The following is a 26171-nucleotide window of genomic DNA, read 5'->3' as shown; positions in this document are numbered from 1 at the left end:
AACGGCAGGCGGGGCGGGCAGCGGACAGCACCGGCCACGAACGGCGAACGGCGAACGGCGAACGGATGAGGAACCCCATGACCCCCAGGCCGCGCACCCGCCCGGTCGCCTTCGCCGCGCTACCCGCGGTGCTGCTCAGCCTCGTCTGCGCGGGCCCGGCGCCCGGGGCCACCGCCCCGGGCGCGCCCTCGCCCGCACGGGCCGGCGTACGCGAGGAGGTAGGCGGACACGTACGCGAGGACGTACGCGGGCATGTACGCGGGCATGTACGGGCCCCGGCCGCGGCCCGGGCCGGGGCCAGGCCGGCCGCGCCCCGCCCGCGCACCTTCGACACCGCGCCGGCACGGGCCGCCCTCGGCCGGCTGCTGCCCCGGCACGCCGGGCAGTTCACGCTCGTGCCCGACACGACCGCCGCGGCCGACACCTTCACCGTCTCCGGCACCCCGGGGGCGGTCACGGTGCGCGGGAGCACCGGCGCCACGCTGCTCACCGGGGTCGGCTGGTACCTCCAGCACGTCGCCGGGGCGGACATCGGCTGGCCGGGCGACAGCATCGGGATGCTGCCCGCCACCCTGCCGGGCGTCCCGGCGCCGGTCACCCGCAGCGCGCTGGTCCCGCACCGGTACGCGCTCAACGACACCGACGACGGGTACTCGGGCCCGTACCGCTCCTTCGAGGAGCACCAGCGGCAGATCGACCTGCTCGCCCTGCACGGCATCAACGAGGTGTTCGTGCAGGTCGGCGCCGAGTACCCGTACTACCGGGCGCTCCAGGGCTTCGGCTACTCCGCCGAGGAGCTGCGGGAGTGGATCCCCGGACCCGCCCACCAGAGCTGGTGGCTGCTGCAGAACCTGAGCGGCTTCGGCGGCCCGGTCTCGGAGCGGCTGATGCGCGAACGCGCCGAGCTGGGCGGGCGGATCGCCGAGCAGCTGCGCGGCCTCGGCATGACCCCGGTGCTGCCGGGCTACTTCGGCACCGTCCCGCCCGGCTTCGCCGCGCGCAACCCGGGCTCGGCCACGGTGCCGCAGGGCGACTGGGCGGGGTTCGACCGCCCGGACTGGCTGGATCCGGCCTCCCCGGCGTTCGGGAAGCTGGCCGCGGCCTACTACGCGGAGCAGCGGGCCGTGTTCGGGGACAGCTCCATGTACCGGATGAGCCCGCTGCACGAGGGCGGCCAGACCGGGTCGGTGGACGTGAAGTCCGCGGCCGGGGCCATCCAGGACGCCCTGCACGCCGCCCACCCGGGCGCGCTGTGGGCGGTGCTGGGCTGGCAGGACGACCCGACCGCGGAACTGCTGGCCGGGGTGGACACCTCGAAGCTGCTGATCCTGGACGGGCTGTCGGACCGGTACAACCGCCTGGACCGCGAGGCCCGTTGGGGCGGAGCCCCGTACGCCATGGGCACCATCTACAACTTCGGCGGGCACACCACGATCGGCGCGAACAGCTCCGTGTGGATGGAGCGCTTCGGCCCCTGGCGGGCGAAGAGCAACAGCGCGCTCACCGGTATCGCCTACCTGCCGGAGGCCACGGGGACCAACCCCGCCGCCTTCGACCTCTTCACCGATCTGGCCTGGGAGTCCGGGACGATCGACCAGCGGGCGTGGTTCGCCGGCTACGCGGCCCGCCGGTACGGCAGGCCCGACGCCCAGGCCGCGGCGGCCTGGGAGGAACTGCGCAAGGGTCCGTACAGCACCTCCTCGGGGCTGTGGTCGGAGTCCCAGGACAGCCTCTTCACGGCCCGGCCGAGCCTGACCGCGGCGGGGGCGGCGTACTGGAGCCCCAAGTCCATGCGCTACCCGGCCGATTCGGTGCGCCGGGCCCTGGACCACCTGCTCAAGGTGGCTCCGGGGCTGCGCGGTTCGAGCGCCTACCGCTTCGACCTGGTGGACACCGCCCGGCAGGCCCTGGCGAACCACTCGCGGGTGCTGCTGCCGAAGATCAAGGCGGCCTACGAGGCCAAGGACCTGGCCCGCTTCCGCGAGCTGACGGCCCAATGGCACGACGGTGAACGGAAGTTGGACGCGATCACCGGATCCGATCCGAACTTCCTGCTCGGCCGCTGGCTGACCGCGGCCCGCTCCGGGGGCGCCGACCAGGCCGAGCAGGACCGGTACGAGTACGACGCCCGGTCGGTGCTGAGCGTGTGGGGCCGCCGGAGCACCAGCGAAGGCGGCTTCCTCCACGACTACGCCAACCGTGAATGGAGCGGCCTGATCACCGAGTTGTACGCCCGGCGGTGGCAGGTCTACTTCGACTCGCTGGAGGACGCGCTGGTGCGGCAGGCCGCACCGCGGGAGATCGACTGGCACGCCTTCGAGGAGGACTGGGCCCGGCGGACCACCCGGCACCCGAGCGAGCCGAGCGGGGATCCGTACGCCCTGGCCACCCGGATCGCCGAAGCCCTCCCACCGGCGGCCCCGGCGGCAGGCTGATTACACCACTCGGAGCGGTGACGATCACCTGATGGGGTGGCCGTCACCCTCCCGTGGGAATCTCGGTGCCCGTGCGGGGGAGAGCGCACCCGGCGGGCCGACCGGCTGGACGGGCCCGGAAATCATCGGGGCATGTCCGAGAGCGAACAGGAGCGGCCCGAGCCCGAGTCCGCGCGGCAGCCCCCGGCGGCGGCGGAGCCCCCGGTCCCCGGCCGGTTAGGGAGCGGGCACGACCTGGGCAGCGGACACGACGTCGGTCCCGCCCCGTGCCGGTGCGCCGCCGGGTCGCCGTTCGCCGACGGGGTGGTGGAACTGCGCAAGCGCCGGGGGCCGGGCACCTGGAGCACGGCGTTCGACCCTTCGGGGTGGCTGGAGGTGCTGGCCCGCCGGGCGGCCGACAAGGCCGACCGCCCGCGCGCGTAACGCCTAGGTTCGTGTCGTCAAAGTCGCGTCTGGTTGGCTACGGGCGGCCGACGCCACTTCGACGACACTCCCCCGCGCGGCCTGTCCGGGGGGACACTGGAACCGGAACCGGCCCCGACCGGCCAGGGCGGAAGGTGACTCCGGATGACTCGTGCGGCGCCTGTGGCGTCAGAATCCCCCCGGCGGCCGTACCTGCTCGGCGCCGTCAGCGGGGTGGTCGCCGCGGCTGCCGGACTGGCCGTCGCCGAGCTGGCCGCGGCCGCCGTGCGCCCCGAGGCCTCCCCGGTCACCGCCGTCGGCGGGGCCGCGGTCGACCGCACGCCGGTGGCCGTCAGGGAGTGGGCGATCCGGCAGTTCGGCGCCACCGACAAGCTGGTGCTGACCCTCGGCATCGTGGCCGTGCTGACCGCCGTCGCGGTGGCGGCCGGGATGCTCGCCGTCCGCCGCCTTCCCGCCGGGATCGCCCTCACCGGTGTGTTCGCGCTGACCGGGGCGGCGGCCGCGCTCAGCCGTCCCGAGGCCTCCTGGCGCGACGCGCTCCCTTCGCTGCTCGGCGGGCTGGCCGCGGTCGCCGTGCTCTCCCTGCTGGTCAGGGCCGCGACCCGGCCCCGGCCGGCCGGGGCGCCGCCCGGCGGGGCCTGGGCGATGGACCGGCGCGGCTTCGGCCGGCTGGTGGCCGCCGCGCTGGCGGTCTCGGCCGGGGCGGGTCTCGCGGGGCGGCGCCTCGGTGCCTTCGGCTCCGCGGGGGCCACGGACTCCCGGGCCCGGTTCCTCCTTCCCCGGCCCGACGTGTCCGCGCCCCCGGTGCCGGCCGGGGCGGACCTGCGGGTGCCCGGGGTGGCTCCCTTCCTCACCCCGAACCGGGACTTCTACCGCGTGGACACCGCCCTGGTCGTCCCTCGCGTGGACGCCGACACCTGGCGGCTGCGCATCCACGGGGAGGGCGTGGCCCGGCCCCTCACCCTGGATCTGCGGGAACTGCTCGCCCGCCCCGTCGTCGAGCACGACATCACCCTCACCTGCGTGTCGAACGAGGTCGGGGGTCCGTACGCGGGCAACGCCCGCTGGCTCGGCGTACGCCTCGCGGACCTGCTGCGCGAGGCGGGGGTGCGGCCTCCCTCGCAGGGCGGTCCGGCCGACCAGCTGGTGGCGCGCTCGGTGGACGGGATGACGCTCGGCACCCCCGTCGAGGCGGTCATGGACGGCCGGGAAGCGCTGCTGGCGTTCGGGATGAACGGCGAGCCGCTCCCCTTCGCGCACGGCTTCCCGGTCCGGATGGTCGTGCCGGGCCTGTACGGGTACGTTTCGGCGTGCAAGTGGCTGAGCGAGCTGCGGCTGACCACCTTCGACGCGTACGACGCCTACTGGGTGCGCCGGTCGTGGGCGGCGCGGGCTCCCGTCAAGACGCAGTCGCGGATCGACACCCCGCGCCCCTCCGCCGACCTGCCGGCGGGCCGGGTGGCGGTGGCCGGCGTGGCGTGGGCTCAGCACCGGGGGATCTCCCGGGTCGAGGTACGGGTGGACGGCGGCCCCTGGCAGGAGGCCCGGCTCGGGGACGCGGACGGCGACGACACCTGGCGCCAGTGGGTGTGGCCGTGGGAGGCGGCCCCCGGCAGGCACACCCTGGAGGTCCGGGCCACGGACCGGACCGGCGCCGTGCAGACGGGCGAGCGCACCGGGACCGTCCCGGACGGGGCGACCGGATGGCACGCGGTCACGGTGAACGTGGGCCCGGGGCGCACCTCCGCCCCCGGCCCGGGCCCCGCCGGCGCCGCTCCCGCCCCGGGCCGCCCCCTACGGGCTGCCTAGGCCCACCACGAGGGTCTCTAGTCCTCCGGGTCCGCGAAGCCGGGCAGCCAGCGGACGGCCTCGGCACGGAAGGGCAGCTCGCACTCCAGCTGGCACAGGACGGCGGTGGCCGCGCCGACGACCCGGTTCACCAGCACGTACGAGGGCGGCAGGTTGAAGCGGCGCAGCAGGCTGCCCGGTCCCCGGTCGACGGCCTGCACCACTTCCTCGCGCAGCCACTCGCGGGTGAAGCGGTAGGTCTCGTCCTGCGACGGGGTCGCGATGGGCACCAGGAAGGAGGCGAGCGCGGTGTCGTCCTGCTCGGCTCCCGGCCGCAGGAACCCTTCCTCCACGAGGAGTTCGTGGGCGCCGGCCCAGTCGCCCGTCTGGGCGAGCCGGCTCAGGGTGCCCAGGGAGGACGGGAACCCGTCCGGGAGGTGTTTGACCGCGCCGAAGTCGATGACCCCGAGCCGGCCGTCGGCCAGCATGCGGAAGTTCCCCGGGTGGGGGTCGGCGTGCAGGTATCCGGCACGTTCGGGGCCGGAGAACAGGAACCGGGCGTACTTGAGCCCGGCGTCGTCGCGCTCGTCCTGCGTTCCCTCCCGGATGACGGCCGACAGCGGGGTGCCGTCCATCCATTCGGTGACGAGCACCCGTTCGCTGAAGTCGACCACCTCGGGGACGAGGACCTCCTTGTCGCCGCGGTAGGCCTCGCCGAACGCCTGCTGGGCCGCCGCCTCCAGGCGGTAGTCCAGCTCCTCGGCGACCCGTTCGCGCAGTTCGTCGAGCATCGGTTCGACGTCGAGGCCGGGCGTGACGACGGAGAACAGCTTCATCAGGCGGCCGAGCTGGTTGTAGTCGCCGAGCAGGGCCTCCCCCGCGCCCGGGTACTGGACCTTGACCGCCACCGGGCGGCCGTCCTGCCACACCGCCCGGTGCACCTGCCCGATGGACGCGGCGGCTGCCGGTTCGTCGTCGAAGGAGGTGAACCGCTCGCGCCAGTCGGGGCCCAGTTCGGCGGCGAGCACGGCGTGGACGCGCGCGGCGGGCAGCGCGGGCGCGGCGTCCTGGAGCATGGTGAGGGCGGCCCGGTAGGGGCCGATGACCTCCGGGGGCAGGGCCGCCTCGAACACGGACAGCATCTGCCCGAACTTCATGGCGCCGCCCTTGAGTTCACCCAGGACGCGGAACAAGTGCTCCCCGGTGCGGCGCTGGAGCTCGCCGGTGATGCGCTCGACCGGCTGTCCCAGCAGCCGTTTGCCGATGCGCAGGGCGCTGCGGCCTGCGAAGCCGATGGGCAGGGAGGCCAGTCGGGCGTTGCGGGTGAAGGGGGACCGGGGGATGTCGCGGGCCGGCCGCCGGGCGGGGACGGGCCGGCCGTCGTCCGCGGCCTCGTCCTTGCGGTACGTCATCACAGGCTCCCCGCGCCGACTCGGGACGCCGTGGCGCGGGTGAGGCCGGCGACCGCGTTGGCGATCAGTCTGTGGCCGGCTCCGTTGCCCGTGGTCATGATGGATTCGGGGTGGAACTGGACCGCGGCTATGGGTAGTTCACGGTGTTCGATGGCCATCACGGTTCCGTCCGGGGTGCAGGCCGTCACGTCGAACACCTCGGGCAGCGTGCCCGGTTCGGCGTACAGCGAGTGGTAGCGCCCCGCGTGGATGCGCGCGGGCAGGTTCTTGAACACGGTGCCGCCGCCGTCGAGTACGTCGACCGGCGAGGGTTTGCCGTGGACCGGGAGCGGCAGCACGCCGAGGGTGCCGCCGAAGTGCTCCACCAGGCCCTGGAGGCCGAGGCACACCCCGAACACGGGAAGTCCCCGTACCAGGGCGGCGTCGAGGAGCGCCGACATCCCGAAGTCCGCGGGGCGGCCGGGTCCGGGCGAGAGCACCAGCAGGTCGGGGGCGAGGCCGTCGAGCAGTTCCGGCGGGAAGCCCGCTCGGTAGGTGACGACCTCGGCGCCGGTCTGGCGGAAGTAGTCGGCCAGGGTGTGGACGAAGGAGTCCTGGTGGTCGACGAGCAGGACCCGCCGGGGCCGGCCGGATCCCGTGGCGGAGCCGGCCTCCGTACCGTGCGGGCGGTGCGGCGCGGAGGCGGCCGGGATCACGGGTGCCGGGTTCTCCACGGCGTCGATCAGCGCGAAGGCCTTGAGGACCGTCTCGCTCTCCTCCGCCTCCGGGTCGGAGTCGAACAGCAGGGTGGCGCCCGCCCGTACGGTGGCCACGCCGTCCCGGATCTGGATGGTGCGCAGGGTCAGGGCCGTGTCCAGGCCCCCGTCGAAGCCGATGCGGCCGACGGCGCCGCCGTACCAGCGGCGCGGGCTGCGCTCGTTCTCCTCGATGAAGGCGATGGCGGCGCGCTTCGGGGCCCCGGTGACGGTGACGGCCCACATGTGGGTGAGGAAGGCGTCCAGGGCGTCGCGGTCGCCGCGCAGCCGGCCGCGTACGTGGTCGACCGTGTGGATGAGCGTGGAGTACAGCTCGATCTGGCGGCGGGCCAGCACTTGCACGCTGCCCGGTTCGCAGACCCGGGCCTTGTCGTTGCGGTCCACGTCGGTGCACATGGTCAGCTCCGACTCCTCCTTGCGGGAGTCGAGCAGGGTGCGGACCTGCTCGGCGTCCTCCAGGGGGCCGGCGCCGCGTGCGATGGTGCCGCTGATCGGGCAGGACTCGACGGCCCGGGACCGCGGGTCGACCCGGACGAACATCTCGGGCGAGGCCCCGACCAGGTGCTCCCCCGCGGCCAGGTTCATCAGCAGCCCGTAGGGCGCGGGATTGCGGGCGCGCAGCCGGCGGAAGACCTCGGAGGGGGCCGAGGCGCTGGGGCGGTGGAAGCTCTGGCCGGGGACGGCCTCGAACATCTCCCCGTCGCGGAACTGCTGCTGGGCGCGGCGCACCAGCTGCGCGTACTCGCCCGGCGCGTGGTCGCGGTAGGCGGCGGGTTCGGCCGGGGGTCCGTACGGGGCTGCGGGCGTGGCCCGGGCGAGGCCGGCGGTGGACCGGCCCGCGTACGCGAACTCGTAGTCGTGGCGCGTCGCGGTGCCGCGCTGCCGGTCGATCTCCAGGACCGTGTCCGGCAGGTGCAGGACCATGGTGCGGTCCCGCGGGTCGCGGTCCTGGTGCAGGGGGACCGGGTCGAAGCCCAGGACGAGGTCGTAGCCGAAGGCCCCGTACAGGCCCCAGACGGGATCCTCGGGGCTGGCGAGGCCGGTGACGACCGTGCGCAGGAGGTTCAGGACGGAGGGGCGGCGGGTCCGGTCCTCCTCTGTGACCAGGCTGCGGGTCTCGCCGATGTCCGCGCTCACCACGCCTTCCCCGGCGTCCCAGCGCGCCCCGTGCGGGAGCAGGGCGTCGGCCAGGGCGGGGAGCAGGACGCGGCCGCGTTCGTTGAGGGCGCGCGCGTATACCCGGTCGCCGACGGCGGTCACCTCCACCGGCGGATCGACGTGGCCCAGGTCGTAGGGCCGGTACCGGCCGGGCTGTTCGGAGCGTCCCGACATCAGCAGGCCGCGCCGCGCGTCGAGGGCCTCCTCCAGGCCGGCGAGTTCGGCCTCGGCCGCGGCCGGGTCCAGGTGGTGCGAGCGCCGGGTCACCTCCACCCCGATGGGGGTGGTCCATCGCCGGGTCGTGGGCGTCCGCCGCGTCATTGCCGTCATCGTGTGTTCGTCCTTCTGATCGTTGGAGGTCCTGCGTCAGCCGCAGCGGCGGGTGGCGCGGAAGCGGGCCAGGACCCGGTCCACGAGGACTGCGGCGGCCCCGGTGTACCGGGCGGGATCGCACAGCTCGCGCAGCGAGTGCGCGCTGTGGCGTCCGGCGAGTTCCGGCGCCGCGGCGAGTACGTCGGCCAGGTGCCGTCCGGTTCCGGCGGCGCGCGCCGACGCCGCGGCCACCAGCTGCTTGGCGGCGGCCCGGCCCAGTTCCGGGGAGAGCACGGCGGCGAGCCGCTCGGAGACCACCAGGCCGCCGGTGAGGTCGAGGTTGGCGCGCATCCGCTCGGGGTGGACGGTGAGTCCCTCGGCCAGTTCCGCGGCGGTGGCGGCGGCCCCTCCGGTGAGCCGCAGGAGCGCGCGGAGCGTCTCCCACTCGGCGTGCCAGGCTCCCGCGGGCCGTTCGTCGTCGGTGACGGCGACCTGGGCGAGGGTGCCCACCAGTCCGGGCACCTGGTAGGCGGCGGACCGGATGAGCGCCGCCAGCGCCGGGTTGCGCTTGTGCGGCATGGCGGAGGAGGAGCCCCGGCCCTCGGCGGCCGGTTCGGTGACCTCGGCGGTCTCGGTCCGGGACAGCAGCTGGACGTCGGCGGCGAGGGTGCCGAGGCCCGCGGCCGTCAGGGACAGCGCGGCGGCCAGGTCGGCGAGCGGGGTGCGCACCGTGTGCCAGGGCACGAGCGGGTCCGCGAGGCCCAGTTCGGCGGCGAAGGCCGACGGCAGCTGCTGGGCGTACGCGGCGCTCCGGCCGGGCGCCGTGCCCTGCTCGGCGCTGCCCGGGGCGTACAGCCGGGCGTACTCGAGGTATCCGGCCATCGTGCCCGCCGCGCCGCCGAGTTGGACGGGCAGGCTGTCCTCCCGGACGCGGCGCAGCCGTTCCTCCGCGTCCAGTACGGCCTGGAGCCAGCCGGCCGCCTTGAGCCCGAAGGTGGTGGGCACCGCGTGCTGGCCCAGGGTGCGCGCGGCCGTCAGGGTGTCGCGGTGGCGGCGGGCGAGTGCGGCCAGGGCCGTGGCCGTACGGTCCAGGTCGGCCAGGATCAGGTCGGAAGTACGGGCCGCGACCAGCATCAGCGCGGTGTCGAGGACGTCCTGGCTGGTGGATCCCTGGTGGACGTAGTGCGCGGCCTCCGGATCCTTGCGGGCCACCGCCTCCGCGAGCATCCGCACCAGCGCGACCACCGGATTGGCGGCCTCGCGGGCGCGCACCGCGACCTCGCGGAGGTCGAAGAGCTCCGCCCGGGCGGCGGCCGTGACGGCCTCGGCCGCCGCCGCGGGCACCGTCCCGAGCCGGACCTGGGCCCGGGCCAGCGCGGCCTCCGCGTCGAGCATGGCCTGGAGGAAGGCGGCGTCGGTGGTCGCCGCCTCCGCCGCGCTGCCCGCCCGTACGGGCGACAGCAGGCCGGTGTCCAGTGCCGGGTCCCAGCCCGGCCGGGGCGTGGTCACGACCCCTCCCAGCGCGGGGCGGAGGCGGCCGGTGCCGTCGCCGTGGCGTGTGCGGGTACGGGGGCGGCGAGTTCGAGCAGGGCCAGGGCGATGGCGTCGGAGTCGCCGAGGGTCACCGAGTTGACGCCGGGGCGGATGCCCGCGGCCGTCACCCAGTGGACGGACTCGGTGGGCACCCCGTAGGCGAAGCGCCGCGGGTGTACCCGCCCGTCGGCGTCGATCAGCCGGTACGGGCGCTCGGTGACGGCCACGCCGCCCGTCCGGTGGGCGCCGTGGCGCGGGTCGCGGATCTCGTACGGGCGGCAGGCCCCGGTGGCGGCCAGGTACCGCAGCAGCGGGTCGGCGGTGCGCCGCAGGTCGGGCTCCGGCAGCCGGGCCTCGACCAGGGTGGTGACCTCGGTGCGCGATCCGGGGACCTCGGGCGATTCGACGGCGAACACCCCGGCCCGCTCGTCGGTTTCGACCCGCATGCCGGGTCCGAGGACCGTCAGCACGCCGGCCTCGATGAGGGCGATCATCTCCTCGATGCGGCGGGGCGGCGGCCCGATGGACAGGAAGGCGTTGAGCGGGGTGTACCAGCCGTCCAGGTCCTCGCGGTGGGAGCGGCCGGCGAGCCCGCCGTGGTCCACGGCCAGCCGGATCTCGTTGCGCAGGTCGCGCAGCACGTCCAGGGCCGCCTTCAGCGGGCCGTCGACGTTGCCCGCCTCGGATTCGGCGAGGTCCCGGCGCAGGGTCTCCAGCAGCCACGTCCGGTAGTCGTCGGCGTCGCGGAAGGACCGGTCGCCGTACGGGCGGGCGATGTGCTTCCAGTCCCAGCGGTCCTCGGGGCCGATGCCGAACTCGTCCAGTACGTCGGCCTCTTCGGCGGAGCCCCACGGCCGCGCGAGGGTGCGCCGCTGGAACCGCAGCACCGTCTCCGGGTCCGTCCGCCGCGCCAGCAGCGCCGCGTAGAAGACGGTCTCGACCTCCTTGGCGATCAGCGGCCACAGGTCGCGGGAGAAGTCGAGCCCGCCGCGGTCCGCGGCGCTGCGCAGATCCGCCAGCTTGGCGGGGGTCAGCAGCCACGAGTGGTGGCGGCCGTGCGCCCCCTTCTGGTTTCGGCCCCGCGAGTGGTACGGGACTCCGCGCCGCGAAGCCGCGTACAACCGGGGTTCGCGGCCCGACGGGCGGTACACCAGGGCCCCGTCGCGGCGGTCGAAGGTGCCGCCCCGGCCGAGGGTGAACAGCGCCATGTGGTCGAAGAAGTTGAGGCCGAGGCCGCGCAGGGCGACCGGCTCTCCCGGGGCGACCGCCGACAGCTCGGTGTCGGCCGGGTTGGCCGGACGGACGTGGCGCAGCCCGTGCGCGCGGGCGAACTCCGCCAGCCGCAGTTCGCCGGCGTCCGGGGTGACGGGCAGGTGTCCCTGCGCCATGACCACGGCGTCGAGTCCGCGGATGCGGGTGCCGTTGGCGAGGGTGACGCACTGCCGGCCGTCCTCCTCGTCGTGCAGGCGGACCGCGCGCAGGGGGTGCACGGTGACCGTGAACAGCGGCGGGGCGGTGCGCACCACACGGCGGAACACCCACTCCAGGTAGTGGCCGTAGAAGGCGCGCGTCGGGTAGGAGTCGGGCGTCAGGTCCCTGGCCTCGGCGAGCACCTGGTCGTCGTAGGCCGGGTCGGCCGCGTGCGCCGCGCCCTCGCCGGCGCCTTCGCCGGTGAGGCCGCGCGCCCACTCGTAGAGGCTGGGGCCCGGGGAGGGTGCGCCGGCCATCTCCACGCTCGGGTCGGTGAACAGGGTCACCTGGGAGGCGACCGTATTCATCAGCAGGTGGTGCGACTGCCGGGTGCGCCAGACGCTGCCCGCGCCGGGGCGGGCCGGGTCCACGACGTGGACCGCGACGGCGGTGCCCGCGGCCCGCTCCCGCGCGTCGGCGCAGAGCCGCTCCAGCACCGAGAGGCCTCGGGGGCCGGCGCCTATGATGCAGACCTCCAGCTGTCTGTCGCTCACGTAAATTCTCCGTTCCGGCGGGCAAGTTGGGTGTGCGGCGGTGGCGGGCCGCCCGGGCTGGGCCCTGTCCTAGACGCCGAGGTCGCGGCCGATGATTTCCTTCATGACCTCGTTGGTGCCGCCGTAGATCGGGTGCACGCGGTTGTCGACGAAGGCCCTGGCCACGGGGGTCTCGCGCATGAAGCCGTAGCCGCCGTGCAGTTGCACGCAGCGGTCCAGGACGCGGCGCTGGACGTCGGTGCACCACCACTTGGCCTTCGCGGCGGCCACCGCGTCGAGGCGGCCCGCGTTGTGCTCCGCGATCGCCCGGTCCACGTACGTGCGGGCCACGTCCAACTCGGTCGCCATTTCGGCGAGTTCGAAGCGGATGTGCTGGAAGGAGCCGATCGCTCGGCCGAACTGGCGGCGCGTCTTGCAGTAGTCGAGGGTCTGCGCGAAGGCGGTCTCGGCGGCGGCCACGGCGTAGGCGGCGATGCCGAGCCGTTCCTGGGGCAGGTTGTTGGCCAGGTAGAGGAAGCCGCGTCCGGCCCGGCCCAGCAGGTTCGCCACCGGTACCCGTACCTCGTCGAAGAACAGCTCGGCCGTGTCCTGCGCGGCCATGCCGATCTTCTCCAGTTTGCGGCCGCGCTCGAATCCGGCCATGCCGCGCTCGACCACCAGCAGGCTCAGGCCCCGCGAGCCGGTGCCGGGCTCGGTCCTGGCCACCACGATCACCAGGTCGGCGTGGATGCCGTTGGTGATGAAGGTCTTCGCGCCGCTGAGCACGTAGTGGTCGCCGTCCCGGCGTGCCGTGGTGCGGACGGCCTGCAGATCGCTGCCGGCCTCCGGTTCGGTCATCGCGATGGCCGTGATCAGCTCGCCCGAGCAGAAGCCGGGCAGCCAGCGCCGCTTCTGCTCCTCGGTGGCGAGGTCCAGCAGGTACGGGGCGACGACGTCGTTGTGGAGGGCGAACCCGACGCCGGTGGCGCCGACCCGCATGATCTCCTCGCTGATGATCGCCTGGTAGCGGAAGTCGCGCACTCCCCCGCCCCCGTACTCCTCGGGCACGTCGATGCCGAGCAGCCCGAGCTTCCCGGCGGAGCGCCAGACCTCGCGGTCGACCAGTCCGGCCCGCTCCCAGTCGGCGTGGAAGGGGACGATCTCGCGTTCCACGAACTCGCGCACCATGTCCCTGAAGTCCAGGTGCTCCGAGGTCAGTTCGGTCTCACGCACGGCTGCTCCCGCTACGGTGGATGATCTGCTCGACGGTCCCGGTGCAGGCGAGCTCGCCGCCTTGTACGAAGCGCACCTCGGCGACGGCACGACGGGTCGAGCAGCTGGTCAGCACGGTCTCGACGGTCACCGGTCCCGGTACCAGCGGCGCGTGGTAGGCGACGGACAGGCCGGCGGTCAGGAAGCCCGACCCGTCGGGGATCGCCGACAGCATCACCAGGCCCGCGAAGTGGTCGACGAGGCAGGCGATCCAGCCGCCGAAGACGACCCCGGGGGTCAGCGTCAGGTTCTCGTCGAACTCCGTCTCGCAGGTGATCAGGCCGGGCAGCCAGGAGGTCGCCGGCGGGAGGGCGAGGGTGTGCGCGGCCGGCGGGTCGGACACGCTTCCGTCGGCCAGGCCGGTCAGCGTCCTCCGTCCGCTGGTGTCGGCATCGGGAGCCGCGAGTCCGCGCATACGGCCGGACCGGGCAGGGGGCAGGGTGGCTTCGAGCATGACGGTTTCTCCGCTGGTCCAGAGGCGGGAACAGGGCGGCAGGGCAGCAGGGCGGCCTGCAGGTGGCGGGACGGGCCGGGCAGGCCGGGCCGACGTGGGCGGTACGGGACGGGCGGTACGGGCCCGGGTGGGCGGGTCCGCCGCGGCGCCGGGGACGGGACGGGGGACCCGCGGTCCCGGCGCCGCGGCGGACCGGTTCAGGAGACGGCGGGAGCGCCGTCCGGGGTGGCCGAGCCGAGGTCGACGACGGAGGCGATGTCGCGGCGGCGGAAGTCCATCTCGCGCCGCGTCAGTTCGTCCACGGCCGCCTTGTCGTCCAGCTCGCGCAGCGCGGCCTCGTCCACGGACTGGAAGCCGAGCACGCCCATCTTCTGCAGCGCCTCCTGCACCCGCGGGCCGAACATGCCGATCTCCTTGAGGCCCGGCACGATCCGCATGAACACCAGGCGGCGGAACTCCCGCTTGGCGGGCGAGCGGCGGGAGGCCTTGATGGCCTCCTCGCCGTAGCCGAGGGTGTTCCAGATGTCGTCGTCGACGTACCGGTCGCGCAGCGCCCAGCAGCCCTCGACGACGAAGTCCTCGCGCTCCTTCAGTTCCGCGTCGCTGAGCTGCGGGTAGTACTCGCGCAGCAGCAGCCGGCCGAAGGCCACGTGGCGGGCCTCGTCGCGGGCCACGTAGGCGCTGAACGCCCGGGCCAGCGGGTCCTTCAGCCGCTCGCGGTGCACCCCGAAGGTGGCCAGGCCCATGTTCTCCACGAGGATGTGCGCCGCCAGCACGCCGAAGTCCCAGCGCGGTTCGCGCATCGCGTGCTCGAACATCGCGGCGATGGACGGGGAGAGTCCGTAGCGCAGGCCGATCTTGGTGTGCAGGAAACGGTTGAACCCCTCGACGTGCCGTGCCTCGTCCATCAGCTGGGTGGCCGCGTACAGCTTGGAGTCCAGGTCGTTCACGGTGAGCAGGATCTTGCCCACGGCGATCAGGGCCGCCTGCTCCGAGTGCAGGAACTGCGAGTACAGCCAGCCGCTGGTGTGCTTGCGGACGATGCTCCGCTCGCTCTCGGGCAGCCGGTCCCACAGCTTCGATCCCGAGATGGAGATGAAGTCGTCCGGCAGGCCGAGTGGGTCGTCCGGGTCCACCTGATGGTCCCAGTCGAGCCGTTCGTCCATGTCCCACTGGCGCTGCTTGCCCTGTTTGTACAGGCGGACCATCTTGTCGTTGCGCTGGTCGTAGTCCCACTGGATCACGGCGTCGCCGTGCACCGGGACAGCCCATTCGCCGGCGAGCGCCGTCAGGATCTCCGGCTTCGTGTAGTCGGCTGTGGTCATGGGGTGTCCTCACTTTCGATGACGATCCGGTGGGCCAGTTCCCGGAGCTTGGGCCGCAGTGCCTTGCCGGCCGGGTTGCGCGGGATGGTCTCCACCGGAAGGAAGTGGCTGGGCCGCTTGTAGGCGGCCAGCCCGTCGACGCACAGCCCGAGCAGTTCGGCGGCGTCGAAGGCGTCCGGGGTGACGGGGGCGACGAAGGCCACCGGGACCTGTCCCCAGATCGGCGAGGCCACCGGCACGACGACCACGTCGGCGACGGAGGGCGACTGCCGCAGGACGTGCTCGATCTCGGCCGGGTAGACGTTCTGTCCGCCGCGCAGGATCAGGTCGTTGCGGCGGTCGACCACCCAGACCAGGCCGCTGTCGTCCACGCAGCCGAGGTCGTGGGTGTTGAGCCAGCCGTCGCGCAGCACTTCGGCGGTGGCCTCGGGGCGCTTCCAGTAGCCCTGCATCAGGCCGTCGCCGGTCACCTGGAGCTCGCCGATGGTGCCGTCCGGAACCTCCCGGCCGTCACTGTCGGCGATCCGCAGCTCGGTGCCGAGCATGGGCCGCCCGACGCACACCGCACCGGGTACGGGCGGCTCGCCGGCCGCTGCGTGCGGGGCGAGGGAGATGACCGGTCCGCCGCCCTCGGTGATGCCGAACACCGTCTGCAGTTCCACGCCGAGGCGTGTCCGAGCCTCGGCCGCCAGCTCCGCGGGCATCGGCGCGGCGCCGTGCAGGAGCAGCCGCAGCGCGTCGAGGCGGGTGGTCGCCAGGGCCCTCGCGTCGAGGACCAGCCGCACCATGGAAGGCACCAGGAAGGCGTGCTCGACCTCCCAGCGTTCCAGCGCGGCCAGGCAGCCCTGCGGGGTGAACCGGTCCAGGACGCAGACCGTGCCGCCCGCCGCGAGGTGGTCGAGTGCGATCACCACGCTGCCGTGGAAGAGCGGGCCCGCGTTGAGGAAGACGGTGCCGGGCCGCGGCCCTACGTCGGCCAGCCAGGACAGCGCGTTCAGCTGGAGGGAGCGCTGGTCGACGACGACGCCCTTCGCGGTGCCGGTCGTCGCGGAGGTGTGCAGGATCATCACCGGGTCGGTGAGTGAGCTGCCCTCCCGGCCGAGGGACTCCGCTCCGGCGTCCGGGAGTTCGCCGACCTCGGCGATGTCCGTCAGCGGCAGCCCGGGGCACAGGCCGCCGAGGCGGGTCAGGCTCTCGGCCTCGGCCACCGCGGCGGCCGGCTCCACGGACTCGACGATCGCGCCGATCTCCCGGTCGGTGAGCGCCGGGTTGACCGGTACGGCCACCACTCCGGCGGCCGCGCAGGCCAGGTAGGTCTCGATCACCTCGACCCGGTTGCCGCTGAGCACCAGGACGCGGCTGCCGCGCGGGACGTCCCGGCGCAGCAGGGCGGCCAGCGCCTCCACGTCCCGGTGCAGCCGGCGCCAGCTGACGTCCCGGCGGCTGTCGCGCAGCGCGAGGGCCTCGGGGGCGCGGTCCAGGCCGCGGCGCACCACGTGCTTGAGCCACATGTCAGGCCGCCTCGTTCCCTACCAGTTCGGCGACGGCGCGGATGGACGTCAGCTCCAGGAGCTCCTCGTCCTCCAGCGCCCGGCCGAGGTGTTCCTCGATGTGCAGTGCGAGCCGGATCAGTTCACCGGAGTTGACTCCGGCGCCGGCGAGGCTGGCCTCGTCGGTGACCCGGTCGAGGAGGGCGGGGTGGTCCAGGCTGTTGCGTACGAGGGTGCGTGCCAGGGTCATGAGCTCCTCCGCGGGCGGGCGCTGACGCCGACCATCGCCCAGTACGGGGCGGGTTCGCCGTCGAAGTAGACAAGGGGTTCCGCGCTGTCCGTGCGGCACGGCAGCAGCCGGTTGAAGCGGCTTCCGAAGCAGGCCGCGGCGAATTCCGGGGACTCGGCGACACCCCGCTCGTCCCCGACGGTCGCCACGAAGGCGAACACCGGGTCCAGGGACTTGTGCACCCCGTCCTCGACGACGTCGCACCACGCGTGGTCGCTGCCGAAGAGGCCGAGCAGGTAGCCGCGGCGGGCCGTGGCCTCCAGGCCGGCCGCCCGCAGCCGGTCCGCGAGCAGCCGCGAGGCCACCACGCAGTCGGCGATGCCGAGCTCCCAGGCCCGGTGGTGGTCGGCGCGCAGCGGCTCGGGCACCGTCTGGTAGGTGACCCGGCGCGAGGCCAGGCCCTCGACGACCTCGTTCCACGCCTCGTGGATCCGCGGGTCGCGCACGGTCTGGTCGGCGCCGGTCAGGCGGACGGTGGCCTCGTAGCCGCCGACCCGCACCGGGTCGGCGAAGGGCTGCTCCGACAGCAGCTCCACTCCGGGGGCCGACAGGTCGGGGACCCGTACGGTGACCTCGGGCAGCCGTACGCCCGGGGCCGCGGCGGCCCCGGCCCGCTCGCCCCCTGCGGTCCGCGAGGGGTGGACGCCGATCTCCCATTGCCGGGGCGTGTACCAGCTGTTGCGGGAGGAGGCGGCGAACCGCATGAGGAAGCGCAGGCCGAGCTCCGGGACCGTCTGTCCGGTGCCGCAGAACATGCCGACGTTCATCAGGTCGTCGTAGTCGAACAGGGGGCCGCGCTCGGAGTCGGTCACGTGCGGCAGTCCTTCGGCCGCGAGCTGGGCCACCTGCTCCGGCGCGGCGCGCAGGGCTTGCGCCGCGGTCCGGGCGTCCGTGTCGTAGCGCCCGATGTCCCGGGGTACGGCCGTGAACCGGCCGAGGGCGCCGAGCAGCGCGTCGGGCGCCGCCGTCTCCACCGTCATATGGAGCTGCCCTCCGGGATCAGGGAGGAGACGAACGCGGCGAGCTCGCGCACGGTCGCCGTCTCGAAGAGGAAGTCGTCGGGGATGACGACGTCGCACTCGTCCTCGATGTCGGTGATGGCGCGCAGCGCCTTGACCGACTCGATGCCGGGGACGGCGGAGAGGGGCTTGTCGGTGTCGATGCCGGCCGCGGGAACGTTGGCCTGGGCGGCCAGGGCGCGTACGACGATGTCGAGGGTCTGGTCGGCGCTCACTGGTGGCGTCCTTCCGATGCGGTGGTGAGGGGCTTGGTCTGCTGGCGGTAGAGGTCGGCCGCGCCGGAGCGCTTGACCTTGCCGGAGCTGGTGAAGGGCAGGCTCTGCGGGGAGACGGCGACGGTCTCCACGGCGCCCAGGCCCAGGTGTTCGATGAGCCGGGCGCGGATGGCCTCGCCGACGGCGGCTGCGGTGTCCATGTCGAGCTTGGTCTCCCAGATCACGATCATCCGCTCCTCACCGTCGTCGTCCCAGGCGAAGGCGGCGCAGTGCCGGCGGTCGACTCCGGGGGTGGCCTTGACGATCTCCTCGACGTCCTCGGCGTAGTAGTTCTGGCCGCGGACGACGGCCATCGCCTTCATCCGGCCGATGACGTAGAGCTCGCTGTCGTGCAGGAATCCGATGTCTCCGGTGCGGAGCATCCCGTCGGGGGTGAACGGCTGCTGTTCGGCGGGCAGTCCGAGGTATCCGGAGGTGACGGGCGCGCCGCCGATCTGCACCTCGCCGACGGTCCCCTCGTCCAGCGCGGTGCCCTCGGCGTCGCCGATGCGGACCTCGATGCCGGCGACGGCGGGGCCGCAGGAGACGACGGAGCGGACGGTCGGCCCGTCCTCAACGCTCTCGGTGACCCGGTCGCCGACCGACAGGTTCGAGCGGTCCACCAGCAGGCTGCGGTAGCCGGTCAGCGGGATGCCGCTGCTGACGATGAGGGTGGCCTCGGCGAGCCCGTAGTTGGGCTGCACGACCTGCGGCCGCAGCCCGTAGGGGGCGAAGGTCTCCTGGAAGGCCTCCAGGCTGCTCAGGCGTACCGGCTCGGAGCCGTTGCCGCCGTAGCGCCAGGCGGAGAGGTCCAGGTCGTCGGGGATGCCCTTGGCGGCGGCCGCGACGAGGTAGTCGTAGAAGAAGTTCGGGGCGGGCAGGATGGTGGACCGGGACGCCGCGAACTCGCTGAGCCACTGCATGGGGCGGCGGACGAAGTCGCCCGGCTGCCACAGCGAGGTCTTCGTGCCGTACCGCAGCGAGGCGAGCATGGTGAACAGGCCCATGTCGTGGAAGAGCGGAAGCCACTGGCCGAGCGCGTCCCCGGGACCCCACCGGGTGCCGTCCCCGATGGAGTCGAGCCCGGCGTCGACGTTGTCGTGGGTGACCACGACGCCCTTGGGCGCCGAGGTGCTGCCCGAGGTGTACTGGATGACCGCCGGGGCGTCGCCGCCGCCGCGCACCGGGGGCAGTTCCCTGCCCGTGGGCGGCGGTTCGGCGATGTCGATGACCGGCAGGTGCGGTACGGCGGCCGCGACGCGGGACACGATCCGGCCGCCGAGGCTGCCGTCGACGAGCAGGGCGTCGAGGGAGGCGTCGGCCGCGATCCGCTGGATGTGCGCGGCGTAGGCGTCCGCCCCGCCGAAGGCCACCGGCAGCGCGAGCGGCACCGCCGCGGCGTCGAGCCGGAGCAGGGCCAGCAGGCCGCGCACCCAGGGCTCGCCGTTGGCCATCAGCAGGCCGGCGCGGCGTGGGAGGCGGCCGTCGCAGGCGTCCAGGATGGTGCCCGCGGTGCGCTCCGCACGGGCGAACAGGGCGGGTCCGGATACGGGCTCCTCCTGGCGGGAGGGGGTGTGGAGCATCGTGGCGTCGTGGACGGACTCGGAGAGCAGGTTCCACAGCTGGACCATGGCGGTCAGGCCTCCTTCTCGGGCGTGGTGGTGCGCTGGATGCGGCCGGCGAGCTTGCGGCGCAGCACCGACCGGCGGACCTTGTACGAACCGGTGACGGGCATGGCCTCCCACTCCCAGAAGCGCACCTGGAGGTCGGGGAGTCCGGCCTCGGCGGCGACGGCGCGGAACCGTTCGGGGTCGGGCACGGTGCCGGGGCGGGGGCAGGCGACGGCGAAGACGGTGCTGTCCTCGGTGTCCTCGGCCTTCACCAGGACGAGCTCGACCAGCTCGGGCATGGCCTCCAGGAGGTGGTCCTCCTTCTCCAGGAGGCTGCCGACTCCGTCGACGTGCTCGACGATGCGGTCGAGCAGTTCGAGGGAGCCGTCGTCGAGCTGGCGCCCGATGTCGCCCATCGGCCACCAGGAGTCCTCCGGCGGCATCGGGTCGCCGCCGACGTAGCCGCGCATGCGGCCGGGCGAGCGGGTCTCGATGACGCCGGGGGTGTTCGCCGGCTGCGGGTGGCCGTTCTCGTCGACGATGCGGATCTCCATGCCGCCGCCGGGGTGGCCGACGTTGCGCGGCGAGTAGTCCGCAGACTCCTCACGGGTCACGATGCGCAGGCAGATGGGGCCGGACTCGGTCTGGCCGTACGCCTGGAAGTAGTGGGCGTTCGGGTGCTCCGAGGCGCCCAGCAGGGCCCGTACGGTGCGCGGGTGCATCGCGTCGAAGGTGCTGATGAACCGCTCGACGTGCTGGAAGGGCCGGTCCGGGTCGTCGGCCAGCGACTCCCACTGGATGTAGACGTTCGGGTGCGTCTCCAGGGAGGTCGGGCGGTGTTCGAGCATCAGGCGCTTGACGTTGGCCGGGTCCGGGTCGGCGATGGCCAGGGCGGGCATCGCGGTCTCCAGGGAGGCCAAGGTGCCGGCGCAGGTGCGGGCGTGGACGAACGACAGGTGCTTGGCGTTCAGGTCGTCGGTCGAGTACTGGTCCCGGAAGATCATGATCATCGGGGCGACCATGCCGAACAGCGAACGGGTCGAGTGCGCGGCCATCTTCGGGGCGCCGGTGGTGCCCGAGGAGTGGGTGATGACGAACCACTCGTCCTCGTCGCGCGGGTTGGCCACGTGCGGCAGCCGGTCCTGCACCGGAACGACCCAGTTCTCCTCGGTCGGCTCCAGACACAGCACGTTGCGCACCAGCAGCCGCAGCGCGTGCCGGGACTCGGTCAGCCGGGACAGCCCGAGGGAGTCGACGAGGAGGTACGGGTTCTGCAGGCGGGCGAAGCACTCCAGCAGCTCACCGACCTCCATGCCGGAGGACAGCAGCGCGGGCAGCGCGCCGATCTTGCCGAGGGCGCACATCACGCCCTCGACCTCGATGTGGTTGCGCTGGACCACGGCGACCACGTCGCCCTTGCGGACGCCCGCCGCCCACAGGCGGTCGGCGTAGTCGTCCACGGCCTGCGCGAACTCGGCGAAGTTGCGCACCGGACCGTCGTAGGTCCGCCACGCGGTGTCGGAGAGGAAGGGCGTGTCCGGGTTCTTCTCGGCGGCGACGGCGGGGAGCACTCCGAGGGACGCGGTGGGCTGGGGTATCACGTCGAGGTTGAGTGCGGATATGTCGGGCATTCGTCATCCCTCTGCTCGGCCTGGCTATTGCTTTCGGGCAGCGCGAACACCGCCCTGCCACGGGCGCATCGCGCTGGGTTTCGTGGTTTTCCTGAAGCGACTGGAAGCAGCCGACACCAGATAAGAGCCGGGATCCGGCCGTCACACTCCACCGGAATTCGAGTATTTTTCCGGAGCGTCCAACTCCGGCCGCGGGACGCCCTCTACGCCCGTTCCTGACCGGTCCTGACGGGTCCGCGCGAGGCGCCCGGGAACGCGTCCGGCCCGGGCAGCGGCCCCGGGGAAGGGGCTGCTGACCGGGCCGGACGCGGTGCTCAGAGGCCTTCGGAGAACAGCTGCCGGGCGGTCTTGGCCACCAGGTCGGGGCGCTCCTCGTGCAGGTAGTGCCCGCAGTCGGCGACCACCTCGAGCCGCAGGTCGTCGGCGTGCCGCCCGCCGCCCGAGAGCACGCTCGGCGGCAGCATGAAGTCCCGGGTTCCCGCCATGATCACCGTCGGCGTGGTCAGCCGGTGCTTCTTGAAGCTGCCGAGGAGCAGTTTCGCGATGTCCCGCAGTGCGAAGGCCCGGTGCAGCGCCTCGCCGGCCCGCGCCCGGTCCGGCTCCTGGCTGGAGCGGACGAACTCGTCCATCACCTCGGGCTGCCAGACCGCCGCGTCGGCGACCCCCTTGCGCATCAGGTACCGGGTGAATCCCGGCCGGTTGCGCAGCATCCAGCGGCCCAGCAGCGGCTGTTCCAGCACCGCCGTGTACCAGAACCGCCAGGACTGCGGCATCAGGCGGCGGTGCAGCGGCCAGGGGTGCAGCATGTTCAGCGCGAGGAAGTGGCTGAACCGCTCCGGGGCCCGCAGGCAGAGGTGGAAGCCGGTCCACGCGCCCCAGTCGTGTCCGATGAGCGCGGCCCGCTCCAGCCCGAGGGCGTCCATCACGGCGAGTACGTCGGCCACCCGGCTGTCGGTGTCGTAGCCCCGGGCCGGCGCGTCGGACCAGCCGAAGCCCCGCAGGTCCACACAGATCAGCCGGTGGTCGCCGGACAGCAGCGGGATCAGCCGCCGCCATCCGTACCAGTGCTGCGGGAACCCGTGGAGCAGGACCACGGGCTTCCCCTCGCCCGCCTCCGCGATGTGCAGCCGCACACCCCGGACCTCGGCGTAGTGATGGCGGACGCCTTCGAGTTCGGGCATCGGCGGTGTGCGGTCCTGCATGGCAACTCCCCAGGATCGGGTGGTCGGTCGGGTCGCTCGTCAGGAGTCGGCGACCGCGCCGGACGTTCCGCCGGGAAATGTGGGAGAACTCATCGGAACCTTTCGCCGCGCCGCGCCCACGGTCAGCGGGGGGCGCAGAGCTCCGCGACCAGCTGGGCCACGAGGGCGGTCTGCGCGCCGTTCAGGCGCGGATCGCACGCCGTCTCGTAGCGCAGCGGAAGGTCGCCTTCCGCGACTCCCGGTGCGCCGCCCACGCATTCGGTGACATCGGCCGGAGTGGCCTCCAGGTGGATCCCGCCGGGCCAGCCGCGGGCCGTGCGCACCGCGGCGAAGAAACCGCGGATCTCCTCGCCCACCACGTCCACGTGCCGGGTCTTGTGGCCCGTACCGCTGGTGTACGTGTTGCCGTGGACCGGGTCGCACAGCCAGACCACGGGGTGGCCGAGCCGGGCGACCGTCTCCACCAGTGGAGGCAGTACGGAGCGCACCGCGTCCGCGCCCATCCGGGAGATGAGGACCAGCCGTCCGGGCTGGTGGTCCGGGTCGAGCCGCTCGCACAGCTCGGCCAGCCGCTCCGGATCGGTGCCCGGGCCGACCTTCACCCCGACCGGGTTGGCCACGCCCGCCAGGAACCGTACGTGCGCGCCGTCCGGCTCGCAGGTGCGCGCACCGATCCACGGCAGGTGGGTGGAGGTCAGGCACCAGCTGCCGGTCACCGGATCGCGGCGCACCAGCGGCTCCTCGTAGTCGAGCAGCAGCGCCTCGTGGCTGGTCCACACGGCGGGGGCGCCGCCGGCCGCCGAGTCCTGCATGGCCATCCCCGACTCGGCGAGCTCGCGCAGCAGGGCGAGTACGTCGCGGGCGTGCGCGTGGCCGCGCAGCAGCCGCATCGCGTCGGGGACGCGGGCGGCCGGATCGGGCGCCGGATCGTTGACCAGGTGCCCGCGGAAGGAGGGCAGTACGAGGTCACCGACCCGTTCGGTCGGCGAGGAGCGCGGCTTGGCGTACTGGCCGGCGATCCGGCCGATCGGGATCACCGGCCGGTGCAGGGCGCGGCCGACGGTCCGGGCGGTGCTGTGCAGCAGGTCCACGCGGGCGGCGGTACCGGCGAAGGTGGGCGTCTCGAAGGTTTCCGCGCAGTCGCCCAGCTGCACCACGAAGGCTTCGGCGTGCGCGGCCCGGGCGAGCGCCTGGCGCAGGTCCAGGACCTCGCTGGGCTGGACGAGCGGTGCGGTGCCGGCGAGGCGGGCCCGGACCCGGCGCAGCAGGGCGTGGTCGGGCCATTCGGGCTGCTGGGCGGCCGGATGCAGACGCCAGTCGGACGGCGTCCAGTCCGCCGGCCGCGGCGGAGCGAGCAGGGTGGGTGCGTGCATGACGGCATGACCTCCATGAGGGTGGTGCGGGTGGGGTACGGGGCAGATCGCGCACGGGGAAGGCTTTAGTGCTGTGGTACGGCCCAGCACAGGACGCCCTGCGGGAGCCGCCGTACGCTCACGCGCATCCGCAGCTCGGGACGGCTCGTGGCATGGGCCAGGTATCCGTCGGCGTCGGCCGTGAGGCGCAGGTCGCGCAGGCCGGTCAGGCCGGGGCCGAGGAGCGGGCTGAGTGCCTTGAAGGCGGCTTCCTTGGCGGAGTACATCGCGAGCAGCCGCTGCTGGGCCGCGTCACCGGCCTGCTGGAGCAGGGTGGTCTCGGCTCCGCGCAGCACCAGGTGGGCCGCTTCCAGGGGCAGGCCGGTCAGTTCGAGGTCGACGCCCAGCGCGCGGAACCGGTCCGAGGGACCGGCCACGGCGACGGCGACGCCGTCGGAATGGCTGATGGACGCCGAGATCCCGGGCGGCAGCAGCGGGCGCGGCCCCTCGAACAGCACCGCGTCCGCGGTGAGCCCCGCCGAACGCAGCGCGCGGTGCAGCGCGCTGCGGCCGATCAGGAAGTCGGCCCTGCGCCGGGGCGGCATGCCGCTGGCCATCCGGCGCTCGGCCTCGCGCACGGCGACCGGCGGTCCTTCGTGGACGGAGGAGACGCCGAAGCCGAGCCCCGGTATCTGCGGCCGGAAGTGTGTCAGCGCGCGTGGCAGTGTCAGCAGGGTCCCCATGGATCGCACGGCTTTCTTCCCCGTTCCCGGTTGTTCGCGTCTTCGGACGTTCACGTGCTCGGACGTACGTGTGCCCGGACGTGTGTGCCCGGACGTACATGTGCTCGGACGTACATGTGCTCGGACTTGCGTGTGCTCGGACTTGCATGTGCCTGGACGTGCGTGTGCCTGGACGTGCGTGTGCCTGGACCGGCGTGTGCCCGGCCGGCGGCGGCTCAGGCGGTGAGCAGCTTCTTCTGCACCTTCCCGGTGGAGTTGCGCGGGAGCTCCTCGATGATCTGGACGTCCTTAGGGACCTTGTACTCGGCCATCCGCTCGAAGAGGTGGCCCAGGATCTCCGTCCGGTCCGCGGCGGCACCGGGGACCAGGACGACCAGCGCCAGCGGCACCTCGCCCTCGTCGCCGTCGGCGACCGGGACCACGGCCGCGTCGGCGACGGCGGGGTGCCTGCGCAGCACGCGCTCGATCTCGGCCGGGTAGACGTTGCGGCCGTTCCTGATGATGAGGTCGGTGAGCCGGTCCACGAGGTGCAGCCGGCCCTCGCCGTCGAGGCGGCCGAGGTCCCCGGTGCGCAGCCAGCCCGTGACGGTGGCCGCCGCCGTGGCCGCGGGGTCGCGCCAGTAGCCGCGCATCCGGCCGTCTCCGCGGACCAGGATCTCGCCGGTGTGCCCGGCGGGCAGCGGCCGGCCGTTCTCGTCCGCGATGCGCAGCGACATCCCGGGGATGACCTGGCCGGTGGGCAGCGTCTCGGGCAGTTCCCCGAGCGGGTCCGGGTGTTCGCCGGGCCCGAGGGTGACGATCGGGCCGCCCGCCTCCGTGAGCCCGTACACCTGGCGGAAGCCGCAGCCGAGGGTGCGGGCGGCCCGCGCGTACAGCTCGACGGGGAGCGGGGCGGCTCCGTAGAGGACCTCGGCCAGCGAAGCGGGCAGGGCCTCGTCCGGGTGTCCGCCGAGGTGGTCCAGCACCGCGCGCAGCGTCTCCGGCACCAGCCACAGGTGCGTCGCCTTGTGGGTACGGGCCGCCTCGACGATGTCCTGCGGCCGCGGTCCGGCCACCACCAGGGCGGCCCCCGCGGCGAGATGGGCGAAGGCCAGTACGACCGTCCCGTGGAACAGCGGCCCGCTGGTGACCAGTACGCCGTCGGAGGGCGGGGCCGTGGCCGCGAGCCAGCCGAGCGAGATGTCCTTGACCGAACGGTGGTCCACGACCACGCCCTTGGGGCGGCCGCCGGTGGCGGAGGTGTAGAGGATGGCCACGGGGTCGTCGGCCCGGACGTGCGGTTCGAAGGCCTGCTGCCCACCGCCTTCGGCGCCCGGCCCGTCCTGGAACAGCGGGTCCTCGAAGGCCAGCCGCCAACTGCTCGCGGTCGAGCCCCGGTCCGCGCGCTCCAGCAGCGCTCCCTCGCCGATGACACCGACGACCTTGGCGTGGTCGACGATCTCCTCGACCTCCCCGGGGACCAGGCTCGGGTCCAGGGGTACGAAGACCGCCCCGAGGTGTCCCAACGCGAAGTAGGTCTCGATCACTTCGCTACGGTCCGCCGACAGGACCGCCACCCGGTCCCCCCGCTGCACTCCGCGCGCGTTCAGCCGTCCCGCCAGCGTCTCGACGCGTCCGGCCAGCTGCTCCCAGGTCAGCGAGCGCCGTGCGTCGGCCAGGGCCACCCGCCCGCCGAAGCCCTGCCGATTGCGCTCCAGCAACTGAGTAAGCCACATACCGCCGCTCCCCTTGTACGATGCACACGTATCCTGCTCCTTCAAGGGGAAAGAGG

At 73.6% G+C, this 26171-nt stretch carries 20 protein-coding genes; 3 read left to right on the top strand and 17 right to left on the bottom strand.

The features are described from left to right. Positions 1-77: 77 nt before the first annotated feature. From AB0D94_RS03225 to AB0D94_RS03215, 3 genes are all read left to right on the top strand, one after another. A complete protein-coding gene (locus AB0D94_RS03225) occupies positions 78-2435 on the top strand; it encodes an alpha-N-acetylglucosaminidase (protein WP_362044781.1) in 2358 nt (785 codons plus the stop codon). Between the two features lie 132 nt (positions 2436-2567). Next, positions 2568-2858, top strand: a complete 291-nt coding sequence (locus AB0D94_RS03220) for a hypothetical protein (RefSeq protein WP_362044779.1) — start codon at positions 2568-2570, stop codon at positions 2856-2858. Positions 2859-3002: 144 nt separating this feature from the next. Beyond that, complete coding sequence (locus AB0D94_RS03215) at positions 3003-4667, top strand: molybdopterin-dependent oxidoreductase (RefSeq protein ID WP_362044777.1); 1665 nt, start codon at positions 3003-3005, stop codon at positions 4665-4667. A 17-nt stretch (positions 4668-4684) separates the two neighbouring features. On the opposite strand, the gene AB0D94_RS03210 is transcribed toward AB0D94_RS03215, so the two are convergent. The 17 genes from AB0D94_RS03210 to AB0D94_RS03130 all read right to left on the bottom strand — a co-directional run bounded on the left by AB0D94_RS03210 (position 4685) and on the right by AB0D94_RS03130 (position 26115). Continuing rightward, positions 4685-6058, bottom strand: a complete 1374-nt coding sequence (locus AB0D94_RS03210; RefSeq protein ID WP_362044775.1) for an AarF/ABC1/UbiB kinase family protein — start codon at positions 6056-6058, stop codon at positions 4685-4687. Continuing rightward, entirely contained in the window at positions 6058-8301 is a 2244-nt protein-coding gene (locus AB0D94_RS03205) for an anthranilate synthase component I (protein WP_362044773.1), read from the bottom strand. Before AB0D94_RS03205 ends, AB0D94_RS03210 begins: the two co-directional genes overlap by 1 nt. Positions 8302-8337: 36 nt before the next feature. Beyond that, a complete protein-coding gene (gene pcaB / locus AB0D94_RS03200; RefSeq protein WP_362044770.1) occupies positions 8338-9792 on the bottom strand; it encodes a 3-carboxy-cis,cis-muconate cycloisomerase in 1455 nt (484 codons plus the stop codon). Further along, complete coding sequence (locus AB0D94_RS03195) at positions 9789-11780, bottom strand: FAD/NAD(P)-binding protein (RefSeq protein WP_362044768.1); 1992 nt, start codon at positions 11778-11780, stop codon at positions 9789-9791. The genes pcaB and AB0D94_RS03195 overlap by 4 nt, the downstream gene beginning before the upstream one ends. Positions 11781-11849: 69 nt before the next feature. After that, on the bottom strand, positions 11850-12992 hold the full coding sequence (locus tag AB0D94_RS03190) for an acyl-CoA dehydrogenase family protein (protein WP_362044764.1): 1143 nt from the start codon (positions 12990-12992) through the stop codon (positions 11850-11852). After that, positions 12985-13485, bottom strand: coding sequence for a PaaI family thioesterase (locus AB0D94_RS03185; protein ID WP_362044762.1), 501 nt, complete (start codon positions 13483-13485; stop codon positions 12985-12987). Before AB0D94_RS03185 ends, AB0D94_RS03190 begins: the two co-directional genes overlap by 8 nt. A gap of 197 nt (positions 13486-13682) precedes the next feature. After that, positions 13683-14810: a ferritin-like domain-containing protein gene (locus AB0D94_RS03180; protein WP_362044760.1), complete on the bottom strand. Its 1128-nt coding sequence runs from the start codon at positions 14808-14810 to the stop codon at positions 13683-13685. Continuing rightward, positions 14807-16321 carry an AMP-binding protein gene (locus AB0D94_RS03175; protein ID WP_362044758.1) on the bottom strand — a complete coding sequence of 505 codons (1515 nt, stop codon included), beginning with the start codon at positions 16319-16321 and terminating at the stop codon, positions 14807-14809. Before AB0D94_RS03175 ends, AB0D94_RS03180 begins: the two co-directional genes overlap by 4 nt. 1 nt (position 16322) lies before the next feature. Then, on the bottom strand, positions 16323-16550 hold the full coding sequence (locus AB0D94_RS03170; protein WP_362044756.1) for a phosphopantetheine-binding protein: 228 nt from the start codon (positions 16548-16550) through the stop codon (positions 16323-16325). Continuing rightward, entirely contained in the window at positions 16547-17569 is a 1023-nt protein-coding gene (locus tag AB0D94_RS03165) for a hypothetical protein (RefSeq protein WP_362044754.1), read from the bottom strand. Before AB0D94_RS03165 ends, AB0D94_RS03170 begins: the two co-directional genes overlap by 4 nt. Next, a complete protein-coding gene (locus AB0D94_RS03160; RefSeq protein WP_362044752.1) occupies positions 17566-17823 on the bottom strand; it encodes an acyl carrier protein in 258 nt (85 codons plus the stop codon). The genes AB0D94_RS03165 and AB0D94_RS03160 overlap by 4 nt, the downstream gene beginning before the upstream one ends. Beyond that, complete coding sequence (locus AB0D94_RS03155) at positions 17820-19493, bottom strand: AMP-binding protein (RefSeq protein ID WP_362044750.1); 1674 nt, start codon at positions 19491-19493, stop codon at positions 17820-17822. The genes AB0D94_RS03160 and AB0D94_RS03155 overlap by 4 nt, the downstream gene beginning before the upstream one ends. Positions 19494-19498: 5 nt before the next feature. Next, a complete protein-coding gene (locus AB0D94_RS03150) occupies positions 19499-21103 on the bottom strand; it encodes a class I adenylate-forming enzyme family protein (RefSeq protein WP_362044747.1) in 1605 nt (534 codons plus the stop codon). Between the two features lie 314 nt (positions 21104-21417). Next, positions 21418-22305, bottom strand: a complete 888-nt coding sequence (locus AB0D94_RS03145; protein WP_362044745.1) for an alpha/beta hydrolase — start codon at positions 22303-22305, stop codon at positions 21418-21420. A 122-nt stretch (positions 22306-22427) separates the two neighbouring features. Then, positions 22428-23678 (bottom strand): 3-deoxy-7-phosphoheptulonate synthase, encoded by a 1251-nt coding sequence (locus AB0D94_RS03140; protein WP_362044743.1) that lies wholly within the window; start codon positions 23676-23678, stop codon positions 22428-22430. Positions 23679-23743: 65 nt separating this feature from the next. Continuing rightward, positions 23744-24400, bottom strand: coding sequence for a 4'-phosphopantetheinyl transferase superfamily protein (locus AB0D94_RS03135; protein ID WP_362044741.1), 657 nt, complete (start codon positions 24398-24400; stop codon positions 23744-23746). A 215-nt stretch (positions 24401-24615) separates the two neighbouring features. Further along, entirely contained in the window at positions 24616-26115 is a 1500-nt protein-coding gene (locus AB0D94_RS03130; protein ID WP_362044739.1) for an AMP-binding protein, read from the bottom strand. Between the last annotated feature and the right edge of the window lie 56 nt (positions 26116-26171).

It is taken from the genome of Streptomyces sp. NPDC048255, from assembly GCF_040652415.1.
Lineage (GTDB): Bacteria > Actinomycetota > Actinomycetes > Streptomycetales > Streptomycetaceae > Streptomyces.
The sequence above is the reverse complement of the archived record's forward strand: the minus strand, read 5'-3'. Positions and strand labels throughout refer to the sequence as shown.